Here is a 15,152-nt window from a genome sequence, read left to right as displayed (position 1 = left end):
CCCACCGCCGGAGCTGGTGACCGTCCAGCTGAAGGTCGCCGAACCCGTCGCGTTGGTGGAGTCCTTGGCGGTCACGGTGACCGAGGAGGTGCCGGTGGCGGTCGGGGTGCCGGAGATCAGGCCGCTGGAGGCGTTGATCGACAGGCCGGCCGGCAGGCCGGTCGCCGAGTAGGTGAGCGCGCCGCCGTTGGTGCTGCTGGCCTGGATCTGCAGGCTCGCCGCGGTGTTCACCACGGTCGACTGGTTCGCCGGCTGGGTGACGGTCACACCGGAGGTGGTGACCCGGCTGCCGACGCCGATCGCCGCCCAGGTGTTGGCGACGGTGTTGTACGTCGCGCTGCCCGCACCCCACAGGTCGGCCGCGGCCTGCAGCGACTGCGTGCGCGCCGAGGCGTAGTTGGTGGTGGAGGTGAAGCGCTCGGTCAGCGACTTGTACCAGAGCTTCAGCGCGTTGTCCCGGCCGATGCCCGGCACCGGCAGGCCGTCCTTGGTCGGGCTGTTGTAGCTGACCCCGCCGATGACCTTCGCGCCGCTGCCCTCGGACAGCAGGTAGAAGAAGTGGTTGGCCGGACCCGAGGAGTAGTGGACGTCCAGGCCGCCGATGCTGGAGTCCCAGTAGTCCTTGGAGCCGCCGTCCTTGCTGGGCTGGTCCATGTACCGCAGCGGGGTGCCGTCGCCGTTGATGTTGATCTTCTCGCCGATGAGGTAGTCGCCCGGGTCGGCGGAGTTGTTGGCGTAGAACTCCACGCCCGTGCCCAGGATGTCGGAGGTGGCCTCGTTCAGGCCGCCGGACTCACCGGAGTAGTTCAGGCCCGCGGTGTTCGAGGTGACGCCGTGGCTCATCTCGTGGCCGGCCACGTCCAGCGCGGTCAGCGGGTGCGCGTTCCCGCTGCCGTCGCCGTAGGTCATGCAGAAGCAGCTGTCGTCCCAGAAGGCGTTGACGTAGCTGCTGCCGTAGTGGGCGCGGGAGTAGGCGCCCACGCCGTCGTTGCGGATGCCGTTGCGGCCGAAGGTGTTCTTGTAGAAGTCCCAGGTCTCCTGGGCGCCGTAGGCCGCGTCGACGCCGGCGGTCTGCGCGGTGGTGGCGTTGCCGTCGCCCCACGTGTCGTCGGTGTCGGTGAAGAGCGTCCCGGTGCCGGACGTGCCGTGGTTGAGGTTGTACGTCTTGTGGCCGCCACGGGTGTTGTCGGTCATCGAGTAGGTGCTGCCCGACAGCGTGGTGGTGATGTTCACCTGGCCGCTGTACTCGCTGTTGCCGACACCGGTCTCGATGCCCTGGTACTCGTAGAGCTTCGCGCCCGTGGTGGCGTCGGTGACGACGTGCAGCTGGTTCGGGGTGCCGTCGTCCTGCAGGCCGCCGACCACCGACTCCCACGCGAGGACGGGGACGCCGTTTCCGGCCCAGACCACCTTGCGCGGCGCGGCGGTAGCGGCCGGCGCGACCGCGCCGTCCGCCTTGGCCCGGGCCAGCGCGAAGGACTGCGCTGAACCGGCGCTCCTGGTGGCGGTCGTACTGGCCACCGCCACCGAGGCGTTGGTCGCCCGGTCGACGCCCGTGGTGGCCCCGGAGGCGTTCTGGGCCACGACCAGGTCGCCGCCGAGCACCGGCAGGCCGTCGTAGGTGCGCTCGTAACGCGTGTGCGTGGTGCCGTCCGCGTCCTTGACGACGTCCTTGACGACGAGCTTCTCCTTCGCGCCCAGGTGCAGCGAGGACGCGGTGGCCGCGGCCTTCGACGTCGCCTGGGACAGCAGGGCGGCGTGCTGGGCGGGGGACAGCGCGGCGGGCAGGGCGCCCGTGCGGGGCTGCGCGTGGGACGCGGCCGTCGCGGCGGCCGGGGAACTGGCCGTCGCGTTCGCGGGCAGTGACACGGCGACCATCGCGGCGCCGGCCGCGATCAGCGCTCCGGCAGCGGCTTTGGTGCGGGGGGATCTGCGCACTCCTGTACTCCTTCTGCGGCGGCCGCGGGTGGCGGCCGGGACAGTCCGGGCAGGTGAGGATGGTGGGCTGCCCGGTAGAGCTGGGTGTTGCGAGCACGGCGGTGGTGCTGCGGTGCTGTGGGACGGGCCACAGAGTGACACTCTTTACCTGTTCATGCCAGACCCGTTGCCGTGGATTGGCTGAAACCGGTCCGGTGTCCGGGCTGATGGATCCGCATAGCGGGCGGATGTGATCGGCGTGTTGCGTCGATGCAAACAAAATTCCGGTACGAATCCGGTCAATTGGGTCTGCGTGGACCGGAGTTCCGAGGTGGCCGGCACTGCTTATGTCAACTCGAGGCGTGAGACGGGTGGCCGAAGTCGGCGGAACCCGGGCGGCCGGATCCTTTGCCCGGCCGGTTCCCGTCCTTGGTGTTCCGTTCGGATTCCGCCAGCCGGGCCGCCGCCGGAAACACGTCGGCTGCCGGTCCCGGGGAGGGGACCGGCAGCCGAGGGGATCGGGCGCGGCTCAGGCGTACAGCGCCTCGCGGACGGTGCCGCCGACGACCGCGCACCAGGTGCTGAGGTCGACCTTGCCGTTGGGGTGCAGCCCGTGCAGCCGCTGCATGTCCTGGACGGCCTTCATGGTGTTGTGGTCGTACTCGCCGGTGACGGCGACCGTGTCGGCGTAGCCCTTGATGCCCAGCATGTACTGGACCGCCTCCACGGGCAGCCCGGTGGCGTCCTTGTCCAGGACCGGGGCCAGCGCCTCCCAGGTGGCCGTGTCGAACGTGGCGTCCGCGGTGACCGGGATGCCGTGCGTCGTCTGGAAGTCGGCGACCATCGGGTTCATGTCGGTGCCGAACACCCCGTTGATCGCCAGGTCCGTGTAGCCGGCGTCGACCAGCAGATACTGGGCCACCTGCACCACCTGGCTGTCCACGAACCGCCAGATGTCCGGCCAGCGGCGGGCCGGCGCGGCGGACGGGGAGACGCCCATGGCCGCCAGCACCCGGCGGCGGACCTGCGGGAACTCGGCGTAGAAGGCGATGCCGGGGCAGTCGGTGCCCAGCCGGAAGTCCCAGTGGCCGAAGATGTCCCAGGCGTTGAGCCGGAACTTGCCGCAGACCGCGACGCACAGCTCGACCAGCGAGTCCAGCAGGGCCTGCGGCGGCGTCTCGGTGATGTACGTGCCCTCGTTCTCGATGCCGATGGCGTTGCCGTTCTCGCCCGGGCAGTGGGCGGAGATCACCTGGTGCAGGCCGGCGTCCAGGGTCTCCAGGCTGCGGTGCCGGCCCTCCAGGACGTAGCCGCCGCGGCTCACCGTGAAGTGCTGGCCGGTGTCCGCCCAGCCGTTGGTGTCCATGTGCAGGTTCTGGCAGTCCTTGGCCAGTTGGACGGCGTGCTCGCGCGAGTAGTCCGTCACGTTCGGGAACGCCATGTGGTGCAGGATGATCTTGTTGGTCGTGTTGCCGGTGATCTGGATGGGGCTTGACGGCGGGCGGGCTCCCCAGGTGTCGCAGTCGATGATCCAGGGGAACTCCGGTGAGGGGGTCGCACCGGCCGGGCCGGCCAGGGCCACCTCGGTGCCGACGACGGCGGCGACCGCCGTACCCAGGCCGACCCTGAACAAGGTGCGGCGGTCGACCTCGTGCTCGTGTATGGCCATTCGGGCTCCGCGGGAAACGTGGCAGCTTCTTTCGGCTGCCACTGGGCAGACGGAGGATATTTCCAAGGAGTGACGGAGTAACAGATGCAGGGGTCAACTCCGTTGCGGAACACGGGAGTCCGCCTTCCGCCGGCCTCCGGGGCCGGCCCGCCCGGCTTGTCCCCGGCGGCCCTGTGACCTGGCCGGAAACCCATGGGTGCGATCACGCCAGGAGTGAAAACCAGGTGAGGACTGTCAGTGGTCCCGCCTAGGGTCGACTGGTGATGCCTGCCGCCGCACCGGACCCCGCGCCCCCCGCCCGCTCCCGATCCGTCGCCCGGTCGCTGCTGCGGCTGTGGCCGTACGTCAGACCCGTCCGGGTCAGACTCGCACTCTCCGCGGTCGTGGCGGTCGCGGCGTCCTGCATGTCGCTCTTCATCCCGCTGGTGCTGAAGTGGCTGGTGGACGGGCCGGTCACCGACCACGACCCGGGCGGGGTGTGGCTGGGCGGCGGGCTCGTGCTGCTGCTGGGGCTCCTGGAGGCCGGGCTGTTCGGCGTCCGCCGCTGGCTGGTCGCCCGCCCGCTGGCCGGCGTCGAGGCGTCGATGCGCTCCGACCTCTACCGCCACCTGCAGCGGCTGCCGGTGGAGTTCCACGACCGCTGGGCGTCGGGTCAGCTGCTGTCCCGCGCCACCATGGACCTGCAGATCCTGCGGATGTTCCTGGCCTTCCCCCTGGTCTTCCTCGTGGTCAACGCCGCCACCGTGCTCATCGGCTTCGCGATCCTGTTCGCCCAGTCGTGGCTGCTCGGCCTGGTGCTGCTCGCCCCCGTCGTGCCGCTGGTCATCCTCTGCTCGTACTTCGAGGCGCGCTACGCGCTGGCCGCCCGCAGGGCCCAGGACCAGGCCGGCGACCTGGCGACGCTCATCGAGGAGTCGGTGCTCGGCATCCGGATCATCAAGGCCTTCGGGCGGCACCGCAGCCAGGCCCGCGCCTTCCGCGACCAGGCGAAGGGCCTGTGGAGCACCGAGATGCGCAAGGCCCGGCTGCTCGCGGACATCTGGGCGGTCATCATGACCCTGCCCGAGCTGGCGATCGGCGCGGCGCTGGTGGTCGGCGTGCTGCAGGTCTCGGACGACCGGCTCTCCGCGGGCACCCTGGTGGCCTTCCTGTCCACGGCGCTGGCGCTGCGCTGGCCGGTGGAGTCGATCGGCTTCCTGCTGGCCATGAGCAACGAGTCGGCGACCGCGGCCGACCGCTACTTCGAGGTGATGGACACGCCCGAGGCGGACATCAGCGGCGCCCCCGCCGAGCCCCGGGCCGACGGCATCCGCCTGGAGGGCGTCCGCTTCCGCTACCCCGACGCCCCGGCCGGCACCCCCGACCAGCTCACGGGCGTCGACCTGCACATCCGCCCCGGCGAGACGATGGCGCTGGTCGGTGCCACCGGATGCGGCAAGACCACCCTCACCGCGCTGCTGCCGCGGCTGCACGACGCCACCGGCGGCCGCATCACCCTGGACGGCGCGGACATCGCGCGGCTGCCGGTGGACCGGGTCCGCGAACTGGTCGCCGTCGCCTTCGAGGAGCCGACGCTGTTCTCGGCCACCGTCCGGGAGAACGTCGCGATGGGCGCGGGAACGCAGGGGGCGAGCGAGGAGGACGTCCGGTGGGCGCTGGACGTCGCGCAGTGCGACTTCGTGCAGCGGCTGCCCGAGGGCCTGGAGACCGAGGTCGGTGAGCAGGGGCTGAGCCTGTCCGGCGGCCAGCGGCAGCGGCTGGCGCTGGCCCGGGCGGTCGTCGGCCGCCCGCAGTTCCTGGTGCTGGACGATCCGCTGTCGGCGCTCGACGTGCACACCGAGGCGCTGGTCGAGGCCGCGCTGCGCGAGGTGCTGCGGGAGACCACCGCGCTCGTAGTCGCCCACCGGCCGTCCACCGTGCTGCTGGCCGACCGCGTCGCGCTGCTGTCCGGCGGGCGGATCACCGCGGTCGGCACGCACACCGAACTGCTCCACGGCAGCGCCGAGTACCGCCATCTGATGTCCGGCGCCGAGACGCAGGACGACCCGCAGGACGACCCGCGGGACGACCCGTACGAGAAGCCGCGACATGCGCACGACGAGCGCCGCGAGGCCGCGGACCTGGAGAGGAGCGAGGCCCGATGACCTCCGTGGCCGAACACCCCGAGCACCCCGCCGAGCCGCAGGCCCCGGACGAGGCAGCCGACCAGCCGGGCGGCGGGGCCCCCGGCAGCGCCACCGACCCGTTCGCCCAGGACGTGCTCCCCGCGCCGAAGAACGCCCAGCTCACCCTGATGCGCTCGCTGCTGGGCCCGCACCGCCGCCGCGTGTGGATCGCCACCGTCCTGCTGCTGGTGCAGCAGGCGGCCGTGCAGGCCGGACCGCTGCTCGTCGCCTACGCGATCGACCGCGCGATCCCGCAGGTGCGCCACGGGCAGCACGGCGCGCTGATCGCGGTCGCCCTGGGCTACCTCGGCTGCGGGCTCGCCTCCGGCCTGCTGCAGCGCGGCTTCATCCGCACCGCCGCCCGGGTCAGCCAGGACGTGCTGATCGAGCTGCGCGGACGCATCTTCCGGCACGCCCAGACGCTGAGCCTGGACTTCCACGAGCGCTACACCTCGGGCCGGCTGATCGCCCGCGCCACCTCCGACGTCGAGTCGATCAGGGAACTGCTCACCGACGGCCTGGAGGAGCTCGTCGAGGTCGTGCTGTCCGTGCTGTACATCACCGTCCTGCTGGTGGTCCTCGACTGGAAGCTGGGCCTGACCACCCTGGTGTCGTACCTCCCGCTGTACTGGGCGATCCGGGTCTTCCAGCGGCGGTCGATGGTCGCCTACCGCAAGCGGTCCACGGCGATCGCCGCGGTGATCGTGAAGTTCACCGAGACCATGAACGGCATCCGCCCGGTCAAGGCGTTCCGCCGCGAGCAGCCCAACGACGGCGCGTTCGGCGGGCTCAACCACCGGCACGAACGCGCCAACGGCGACGCGATCCTGGAGATGGCCCGCTACGTCGTCGGCTCCCGGCTGATCGCCAACGTCACCATCGCCGGCATCGTCCTGTGGGGCGCGTACCGCGTCGCCGAGGGCGGGATGGCGCTCGGCGTGCTCGCCGCCTTCGTGCTCTACCTGCGGCGGCTGTACGACCCGATCGACCGGCTCGGGATGTTCCTCAACTCCTACCAGTCCGCGGCCGCCTCGCTGGAGAAGATCGCCGGGCTGCTCGCGCAGGTCCCCGCGGTCCCCGAACCGGACCGGCCGGTGGCACTGCCCGAGCGGGCCGGCGGCATCCCCGGACGCGAGGTGGTCTTCGACGGGGTCCGGTTCGCCTACCGCACCGGCGGCGAGGTGCTCCCGACGTTCGACCTGCGGCTGCCGGCCGGCCAGACGGTCGCCGTGGTCGGTGCGACGGGCGCGGGCAAGTCGACCCTCGCCAAGCTGCTCGCCCGCTTCTACGACCCGACCGCCGGCCGGGTGCTGCTGGACGGCGTCGAACTGCGTGACCTGGCCCAGGCCGACCTGCGGCGCGGTGTGGTCATGGTGACGCAGGAGGCGTTCCTGTTCTCCGGCACGGTCGCCGAGAACATCACCATCGGCCGGCCGGACGCCACCCGCGCCGAGGTCGAGGCGGCGGCCAAGGCGATCGGCGCGCACGACTTCATCGCGGCGCTGCCGGACGGCTACGACACCGACGTCCGCAAGCGCGGCGGCCGCATCTCCGCCGGGCAGCGCCAACTCGTCGCGTTCGCCCGGGCGCTGCTGGCCGACCCGGCCGTGCTGATCCTCGACGAGGCCACGTCCTCGCTGGACGTGCCCGGCGAGCGGGCCGTGCAGCACGCCATGCACACCGTGCTCAGGGGCCGCACGGCGGTGATCATCGCGCACCGCCTGTCGACCGTGGAGATCGCCGACCGGGTGCTGGTCATGCAGGGCGGCCGCATCGTGGAGGACGGCACCCCCGAGGAACTCATCGCGGGCGACGGCCACTTCGCCGGGCTCCACCAGGCGTGGCGGGACAGCCTGGTCTGAGCGGGGCCGTGCGCCGGGCCGGGGCGGCGTCGTCTGCCCGGGCCCGGCTGCGCGGTCGTCGCCCGGCCGGGCGGTCGGCGCCGGACCGCCGGCCGTCGCCCGGCTAGGCGCTCGGCGCGCGGCGCAGGTTGCGGACCGCCGGCAGCGACAGCAGGGTCGTGGCGACGGCCACCGCGACGCAGCTCCCGGCGAGCAGCACGTGCCGCGCCCCGAACGCCGCCGCGGCCGGGCCGGCGAGCGCCTGGCCGACCGGCACCATGGCCACCGACCCGGCGACCTCGTAGGCGTGGATCCGGTTGAGGATGTCGCCGGGCACATGGGTCTGCACCGACGTGGCCCAGTTGACGCCCCAGTACGCCGAGCCGACACCCGCGGCGAACACGCACCCGCAGACGGCCGCGATCGGCAGGCCCAGCCCGACGGACAACGGCATCAGGGCCGTCAGGAAGAGCGCGATGGACCCGGCCCGCAACTGGCGCTGCGCGCGCAGCCGGATGGCCACCAGCGCGCCCACCGCGGTGCCGCCGCCGAGCGCGGAGTTGACCAGACCGTAGGCGCCGGCGCCGTGCGCCGGGATGATCTCTCCGGCGGACAGCGGCGTGTAGGGGCCGGTCGTGCAGACCATGAACACCATCCACACCACGATGACCGACCACATCCAGGTGCGGGCCCGGAACTCCCGCCAGCCCTCGGCGAGATCGGTGCGGAAGCTGTTGACCGCCCGGGCCACCCGCGGGGCCTGCGGCGCCAGCCGCAGCAGCACCAGGCAGAGCGCGCTGGTCGCGTACGTGGAGGCGTGCACCAGGAACACCACGCCCGGCGAGGTGAGCCCGATGAGCAGGCCGGCGAAGGCCGGCCCCAGCAGCCCCGCGGTCGACTCGGCGGTCCTGGTCACGCCGTTGGCACCCTGCACGTCGGTGGCCACCCGGACCAGGGTGCTGGCCACCCCGGGCTGGAACATGGCCGCCGCGGTGCCGTTGACCACGGCGATCGCGACCATCTCCCACAGCCGGACGTGGTGCGTGAGGAAGAGCACCGCGGCCAGCGACTGCGTGCACACCCGCACCGAGTCGGCGCCGATCATCAGCGCCCGGGCGTTGAACCGGTCCGCGAACACCCCGCCGAAGATGACGAATCCCGCGAAGCACGCGGTGGCCGCGGCCATCACCAGGCCGATGTCGCCCGCCGAGTAGCCGTACGTCAGCAGGCCGGCCGACAGCGCCACCGGCAGCATGGTGTCGCCGAGCATGGCGACGGTGCGGGCGGTGAAGTACAGCCGGAAGTTCGGCGACCACAGACGGTCGGGCCGCTTCCCGTCGCTCCCCGTCCCGGGCCGCGGGCCGGCCGGCGCGATGAGGCCGGCCGGAGCGGTGACGTCGGCCGATGCGGGGACGCCGATCGGCGCGGTGATGTCGGCCGGTGCGGTGACGTCGGTCGATGCGGTCGTGTCGGGGAGGGGAGGGCAGGCGTCAGGGCCGGACGAGGGTGAGCTCACCCGGCCAATATGGACTGGACCACTCAGCGCCGTCCAGGCGATTCCGCGGCGCGGACATCGCGCACCCGGTACAGGCGCACCGACCGCGCGGCGACCGTCACCTGCTGCCCGGCCGGCACCGGGCCGCCGTCCGCCGGCCAGGGCTCCTCGGCCGCCGTGTCCAGCACCGGCTCGTAGCCCTCCGCCCACCGCCCGCCGGGCAGCACGAAGTCCACCGGCAGGTGCCCGGAGTGCACCACCAGCAGGAAGCTGTCGTCGACGACCGGCTCGCCGCGCGCGTCCCGCTGCGGGATGTCCCGCCCGGACAGGAACATCCCGAGCGTCGAGGACCGCGCGAACCAGTCCGCGTCCGTCATCTCCCGGCCGCCCGGCTCGAACCAGGCCACGTCCTGCAGCCCCTCGGGGGCGCTGGCGACCCCCGAGAAGAACCCGCCGCGGCGTAGCACCGGATGGGCCCGCCGCAGCGCCACCAGCCGTGCCGTCAGGTCGCGCAGCCCCCGCCACCGCGGGTCGTCCAGCAGCGACCAGTCCACCCAGCTCGTCTCGTTGTCCTGGCAGTACGCGTTGTTGTTGCCGCCCTGCGTGCGGCCCATCTCGTCCCCGGCGACCAGCATCGGCACCCCGGTCGACAGCAGCAGCGTGGTCATCAGGTTGCGCAACTGGCGGGAGCGCAGCGCCAGCACCTCGGGGTCGTCGGTCTCGCCCTCCGCCCCGCAGTTCCACGAGCGGTTGTCGTCGGTGCCGTCCCGGCCGTCCTCGCCGTTGGCCGCGTTGTGCTTGCCGTTGTGGCTGACCAGGTCCCGTAGCGTGAAGCCGTCGTGCGCGGTCACGTAGTTGACCGAGGCGTAGGGGCGGCGGCCGCCCCAGTCGTAGAGGTCGCTGGAGCCCGACAGCCGGTAGCCGAGGTCGCGCACGTCGCACGTCGCGCCCCGCCAGAAGTCCCGCACGGTGTCCCGGAAACGGTCGTTCCACTCCGTCCACAGCGGGGGGAACGCGCCGACCTGGTAGCCGCCGGCCCCCACGTCCCACGGCTCGGCGATCAGTTTCACCCGGCGCAGCACCGGGTCCTGGGCGATCACCGCGAGGAACGGCGAGAGCATGTCGACGTCGTGCATCGAGCGGGCCAGCGCAGCCGCCAGGTCGAAGCGGAAGCCGTCGACGCCCATCTCGGTCACCCAGTACCGCAGCGAGTCGGTGATCAGCCGCAGCACGTTCGGCTGCACGACGCTGAGGGTGTTGCCGCAGCCGGTGTAGTCGGCGTACCCGCGCGGGTCGGCGCCCAGCCGGTAGTAGCCGCGGTTGTCGATGCCGCGCAGCGACAGCGTGGGACCGCCCTGGCCGCCCTCCGCGGTGTGGTTGTAGACGACGTCGAGGATCACCTCGATGCCCGCCGCGTGCAGCGCCTTCACCATCCGCTTGAACTCGCCGACCTGCTCCCCGCGGGTGCCGCTGGAACTGTACGCGGCGTGCGGCGCGAAGTAGCCGATCGAGTTGTAGCCCCAGTAGTTGCGCAGCCCCCGCCGCTCCAGGTGGTCCTCGTGGGCGAACTGGTGGACCGGCAGCAGCTCCACGGCCGTCACGCCCAGCCCGGTCAGGTGCTCGATCGCGGCGGGGTGGGCGAGCCCGGCGTAGGTGCCGCGCAGCTGCGGCGGGATGCCGGGGTGGCGCTGGGTGAAGCCGCGCACGTGCAGCTCGTAGATGACCGAGTCCGACCACGGCGTCTTCGGCCGGCGGTCGTCCTCCCAGTCGTCGTCGTCGTCCACCACGACGCCCTTGGGCACGAGGGGCGCGGAGTCGCGGTTGTCCCGGACTGTGTCGGCGACCTGCGTCTCCGGCCAGTCCCGCACGTGCCCGTACACCTCCGGCACCAGCTCGAACTCGCCGTCCACCGCCCGCGCGTACGGGTCGAGCAGCAGCTTCGCCGGGTTCCAGCGGGCGCCGGTCCACGGGTCCCAGCGGCCGCCGACCCGGTAGCCGTACCGCTGCCCGGGCAGTACGCCGGGCACGAAGCCGTGCCACACCTCGTGGGTGAGTTCGGTGAGCGGCGCGCGGGTCTCGGTGCCGTCCGCGTCGAACAGGCACAGCTCGACGGACTCCGCGCCGGCCGCCCACAGGGCGAAGTTGGTACCGGTGCGCCCGTCGGGGCCGGTACGGAACCGGGCGCCGAGCGGCTGCGGCGTCCCGGGCCACACCGTGGCGGTCGGGCGGTCGCCGTCCGCCGCGTCGGGGGCGGCGCGCTGGCGCGGGGGAGCCACGGCCGGAGCGGCGCTCGCCGGGGCGGGCCGGGGGACGGTCTCCGCCTGCCCGGCGACGCCGAACTCGCGTGTCTCGGACACGTGCTTCCTCCCGCGGCTTCGGCCGGCCGCGGGGCGTCCCGTGCCCGAGCGGCCGTTGTGCTTGCAACCATCTTTCCCGTCCGGAGCTCGTGAGTCACCCGGCCGACCCCTGCGGGACGCGACAGGTCCGCCGGACGTTCTCCGCGACGGGGTGGTGCGGTCCCGCGGCCCTGCCGGGTGAAGCCCGCGCGCTCACGTGCCCGTTCGGCGGCATGCCGCGTTTCCCCGCGGGGTGCCGCGTCGTTGGCGCTGCGTGACGACAACGGTGAGGCGCACGACGGGGGCGCGAACGGTTCTGGGAGTGCTGGCCGCCGCGGCGCTGCTGCTGACCGGCGGATGCGGCGGCGGGCGGCAGCCCAAGGGCGCGGAGGCGCCGGCGCCCCGGCACGACACGTTCATCGGCTACTTCAGCCCGGAGGACCGCTCGACGGTCGGTACCGGGATGATCATCTCCCTGCGCTTCAACCGGCACATCGCCGACCGGCAGGCGGTCGAGCGCGGCATCACCGTCAGCAGCGTCCCCGCGCAGACCGTGGCCGGCCACTGGTTCGGCGACCAGCGGCTGGACCTGCGCCCGGCGGACTTCTGGCGGGCCGGCACCCGCATCACCCTGTCGCTGCGGCTGCGCGGGGTGCGGGGCGCGCCGGAGACCTACGGCACGCAGTCCAAGGACGTCACCTTCACCGTCGGCCGGGACCAGCGCAGCACCGTCGACAGCGTCGAGCACACCATGACCGTGGTGCGCGGCGGCCGGGTGCTGCGGGTGCTGCCGGTGACCGTCGGCAGCGAGCAGCACACCACGTACAACGGGATCATGGTGATCTCGGAGAAGTACCTGAAGACCCGGATGAGCGGCCGCACGGTGGGCTTCGGCGGGGAGTACGACATCCCGGACGTGCCGCACGCGATGCGGCTCACCACCTCGGGCACGTTCGTGCACGGCAACTACTGGACGCCGCCGCAGGTCTTCGGCCACGAGAACGTCAGCCACGGGTGCATCGGGCTGCAGGACCGCAAGGGCGGCGGCCCGGACACCCCGGCCGGCTGGTTCTACGCCAACTCCATCATCGGCGACGCGGTCCGCGTGGTGGACTCCGACGACCGCGTGGTGGATCCCGACAACGGGCTCGGCGGCTGGAACCTCACCTGGCCGCAGTGGACCGCGGGCTCCGCGGTGTCCGGAACAGCCCCGGACCCCGGAGACGTCGCTCCGGGGTCCGGGTCCGGCGGGAGCCGGTGAGGGGTGAGAGGGGAGGTGCGGGGTCAGATCTCCTCGGTCGCGGGGCCCTCCTCCTGGGCCTCGGCCAGCCGTCGCCGGGCGACGAGGATGGGGGAGATCACCAGGTCGTAGACGCCGACGCCGATCAGCGCGCCGCAGAGCGGGGCCACGATGGGGATCCACCAGTAATGGTTGAACCACATATAACTGCCTGGTAGGGCGATCGAGCCCCAGCCTTCGAAGTAGGTGAACAACCGCGGGCCGAAGTCACGGGCGGGGTTGATCGCGTATCCGGAGTTGGTGCCGAAGGTCAGGCCGATGGCCACGACCACGAGGCCGATCAGGAACGGGTGGAGGTTGACGCCGGGTGCCGTGTTGCGCAGGTCGATCAGCGCGCAGATGAGGAGCAGCAGGATTCCGGTGCCGATCATTTCGTCGAGGAACGGACCCCACCAGGAATTCCCGAAGTACTGCGCGGGGAATGTGGCGAAGATGGAGTACGTCGAAAGCGACTTGTCCCTCGGCAGGCCGGCCTTGGTGTCGGCGGCCTCGATCGCCCAGTGGTACGAGCTATACACCAGCGCGGCCGCGGAGAAAGCACCGAACAGCTGGGCGAACCAGTAGGCGGGGATCTTCCGCCAGGGGAAGTCCTTGCGCGCCGCGAACGCGAGGGTCACCGCGGGATTGAGGTGAGCACCGCTGATACCGCCGGCGACGTAGACGCCGAACACCACGCCCAGGCCCCAGCCCCACGAGATGATGAGCCAGTTGGGGGCTCCGAACGGAACGACCTGGCGCCCGGAACCGGGCAGGCCGACGACCGCGACGGCGACGGATCCGATGCCCAGAAGAATCAGAACGAATGTGCCCAGGTACTCGGCGAGCATTTCACCGCCGAGACCTTCTCGATAACCGCGTCGACGCGCGATGGTGCGCTCAGCCATCGGTTCTCTCCTTGGTCGGTAGTGAGAAAAGAACTATCACCGGCGGATCGGCACCGCTGACCGGAAGATGGCCATCCGGGTGACGGGTCCGGCGTGCCGGTCGTCGCGATTCCCCGCGATGCCATAACGGGGAACCGGGCCGCGGCGGGTCACGGCGGCCGCTGAGCCGGCGCACAGGCAACTGGGACGAAACGGTGACAGTCCCCGGTCCTCGGCGGTGTTCGCGTGTGGTTCTCTGGGATTCGCAGGGGGGGTCGGGTGTTTCGTGCGCAGATCCTGTGCGCCTGGGGACTCAGGGAGCCGAGAAGGTGAAGGCGACGGGTGTGCCGCCGCGCGTCAGGAGGAGCGCCGCGGCGCTCGTGCTCGGCGGCCTGCTGGCGCTGGTGACGGCGTGCGGGCCGGACGGCGCCGGTACGGCTGACGACGGCAGGGCGGCGGCGGGCCGCTCGGGTGCGCCGGACGCGGACGTGTCCGCCGCGGTGGTCTCGATCCTGCCGAAGGACGGCGCGACCGACGTGCCGACCACCGGCACCCTTAAGGTCGCCGCGGCCGGCGGCAGGCTGACCTCCGTCGTGGTCAAGGACGGCCAGGGCACCCCGGTGCCCGGCACGACCTCCGCCGACGGCCTGGGCTGGACGCCCGACGGCCACCTGGACACCTCCACGCAGTACACCGTCGACGCGGTCGCCAGGGACGCGGCGGGCCGGGAGTCCGACAACCACGCCTCGTTCACCACGGTCGTGCCCAGGGACACCTTCGTCGGGTTCTTCACCCCCGAGGACGGCTCGACCGTCGGCGTGGGCATGGAGGTCCATCTGCGCTTCAGCCGGCCGATCAGCGACCGGAAGGCGGTCGAGCACGGGCTGACCGTGACCGCCTCCCCGGCCGTGCCGGTGGCCGCGAAGTGGAACGGCGACCAGGACGTCTACATCCGTCCGGCCGACTACTGGGCGGCGGGCACCGAGGTGACGCTCGCGCTGGACCTCGACGGCGTGGAGGGCGCTCCGGGCGTCTACGGCAGGCAGCACAAGACGGTGCACTTCACCGTCGCCCGCCGGCAGGTCAGCGTCGTCGACGCGGCGAAGCACACCATGACCGTCTACCGGGACGGCACGGCGCTCCGGACGCTCCCGGTCTCCGCGGGCGCCCCGGACCACACCACTTACAACGGCACGATGGTGATCGCGGAGAAGTACCTCACGACCCGGATGAACGGCGACACCGTCGGCTTCGGCGGGGAGTACGACATCCCCGACGTGCCGCACGCGATGCGGCTCACCGACTCGGGCACCTTCATCCACGGCAACTACTGGGCCGCGCCGTCGGTGTTCGGCGCCGGCAACACCAGCCACGGGTGCGTCGGGCTGCGGGACGTGCGGGGCGCCGGTGACGCGAGCACGCCCGCGGCCTGGTTCTACGCCAACTCGCTCGTCGGCGACGTGGTCCGGGTGGTCAACTCCGGCGACTCCACGGTGCAGTGGTACAACGGCCTCAACGGCTGGAACCTCACCTGGAGCCAGTGGCTGGCGTCGTGAACACGGTCGC

At 72.2% G+C, this 15,152-nt stretch carries 9 protein-coding genes; 4 read left to right on the top strand and 5 right to left on the bottom strand.

The features are described from left to right. Both K7862_RS29015 and K7862_RS29010 read right to left on the bottom strand, forming a co-directional pair. The coding region (locus tag K7862_RS29015) for a M4 family metallopeptidase (protein ID WP_443611936.1) at positions 1 to 1,938 on the bottom strand (1,938 nt) is incomplete at its 3' end. A gap of 508 nt (positions 1,939 to 2,446) precedes the next feature. Beyond that, a complete protein-coding gene (locus tag K7862_RS29010) occupies positions 2,447 to 3,586 on the bottom strand; it encodes a peptidoglycan recognition protein family protein (protein WP_222967650.1) in 1,140 nt (379 codons plus the stop codon). Between the two features lie 263 nt (positions 3,587 to 3,849). On the opposite strand from K7862_RS29010, the gene K7862_RS29005 reads away from it, so the two are divergent. Both K7862_RS29005 and K7862_RS29000 read left to right on the top strand, forming a co-directional pair. Continuing rightward, on the top strand, positions 3,850 to 5,730 hold the full coding sequence (locus K7862_RS29005) for an ABC transporter ATP-binding protein (protein WP_222967649.1): 1,881 nt from the start codon (positions 3,850 to 3,852) through the stop codon (positions 5,728 to 5,730). Then, positions 5,727 to 7,613, top strand: coding sequence for an ABC transporter ATP-binding protein (locus tag K7862_RS29000; RefSeq protein WP_222967648.1), 1,887 nt, complete (start codon positions 5,727 to 5,729; stop codon positions 7,611 to 7,613). The genes K7862_RS29005 and K7862_RS29000 overlap by 4 nt, the downstream gene beginning before the upstream one ends. 103 nt (positions 7,614 to 7,716) lie before the next feature. Here the strand turns inward: K7862_RS29000 and K7862_RS28995 are convergent, their stop codons facing one another. Both K7862_RS28995 and glgX read right to left on the bottom strand, forming a co-directional pair. Beyond that, positions 7,717 to 9,108, bottom strand: coding sequence for an MFS transporter (locus K7862_RS28995; RefSeq protein WP_372461692.1), 1,392 nt, complete (start codon positions 9,106 to 9,108; stop codon positions 7,717 to 7,719). 23 nt (positions 9,109 to 9,131) lie between these two features. Then, a complete protein-coding gene (glgX, locus tag K7862_RS28990) occupies positions 9,132 to 11,363 on the bottom strand; it encodes a glycogen debranching protein GlgX (protein ID WP_372461693.1) in 2,232 nt (743 codons plus the stop codon). 382 nt (positions 11,364 to 11,745) lie between these two features. Here glgX and K7862_RS28985 point away from each other — a divergent pair, with 382 nt between their 5' ends. Beyond that, entirely contained in the window at positions 11,746 to 12,684 is a 939-nt protein-coding gene (locus tag K7862_RS28985) for a L,D-transpeptidase (RefSeq protein WP_372461691.1), read from the top strand. Positions 12,685 to 12,707: 23 nt separating this feature from the next. Here K7862_RS28985 and K7862_RS28980 read toward each other — a convergent pair whose 3' ends face one another. Further along, positions 12,708 to 13,607 (bottom strand): MIP/aquaporin family protein, encoded by a 900-nt coding sequence (locus tag K7862_RS28980; protein WP_262413984.1) that lies wholly within the window; start codon positions 13,605 to 13,607, stop codon positions 12,708 to 12,710. A gap of 308 nt (positions 13,608 to 13,915) precedes the next feature. On the opposite strand from K7862_RS28980, the gene K7862_RS28975 reads away from it, so the two are divergent. Next, on the top strand, positions 13,916 to 15,142 hold the full coding sequence (locus K7862_RS28975; protein WP_308012240.1) for a L,D-transpeptidase: 1,227 nt from the start codon (positions 13,916 to 13,918) through the stop codon (positions 15,140 to 15,142). Positions 15,143 to 15,152 lie beyond the last annotated feature (10 nt).

The sequence above is a fragment of the Actinacidiphila acidipaludis genome (assembly GCF_019890725.1).
GTDB classification, from domain to species: Bacteria; Actinomycetota; Actinomycetes; order Streptomycetales; family Streptomycetaceae; genus Actinacidiphila; species Actinacidiphila acidipaludis.
The sequence above is the reverse complement of the archived record's forward strand: the minus strand, read 5'-3'. Positions and strand labels throughout refer to the sequence as shown.

Coding starts and splice junctions, on each gene's coding strand:
- K7862_RS29005 (WP_222967649.1), top strand. CDS start 3,850: ATGCCTGCCGCCGCACCGGACCCCGCGCCCCCCGCCCGCTCCCGATCC.
- K7862_RS28980 (WP_262413984.1), bottom strand. CDS start 13,607: ATGGCTGAGCGCACCATCGCGCGTCGACGCGGTTATCGAGAAGGTCTC.
- K7862_RS29000 (WP_222967648.1), top strand. CDS start 5,727: ATGACCTCCGTGGCCGAACACCCCGAGCACCCCGCCGAGCCGCAGGCC.
- K7862_RS29010 (WP_222967650.1), bottom strand. CDS start 3,586: ATGGCCATACACGAGCACGAGGTCGACCGCCGCACCTTGTTCAGGGTC.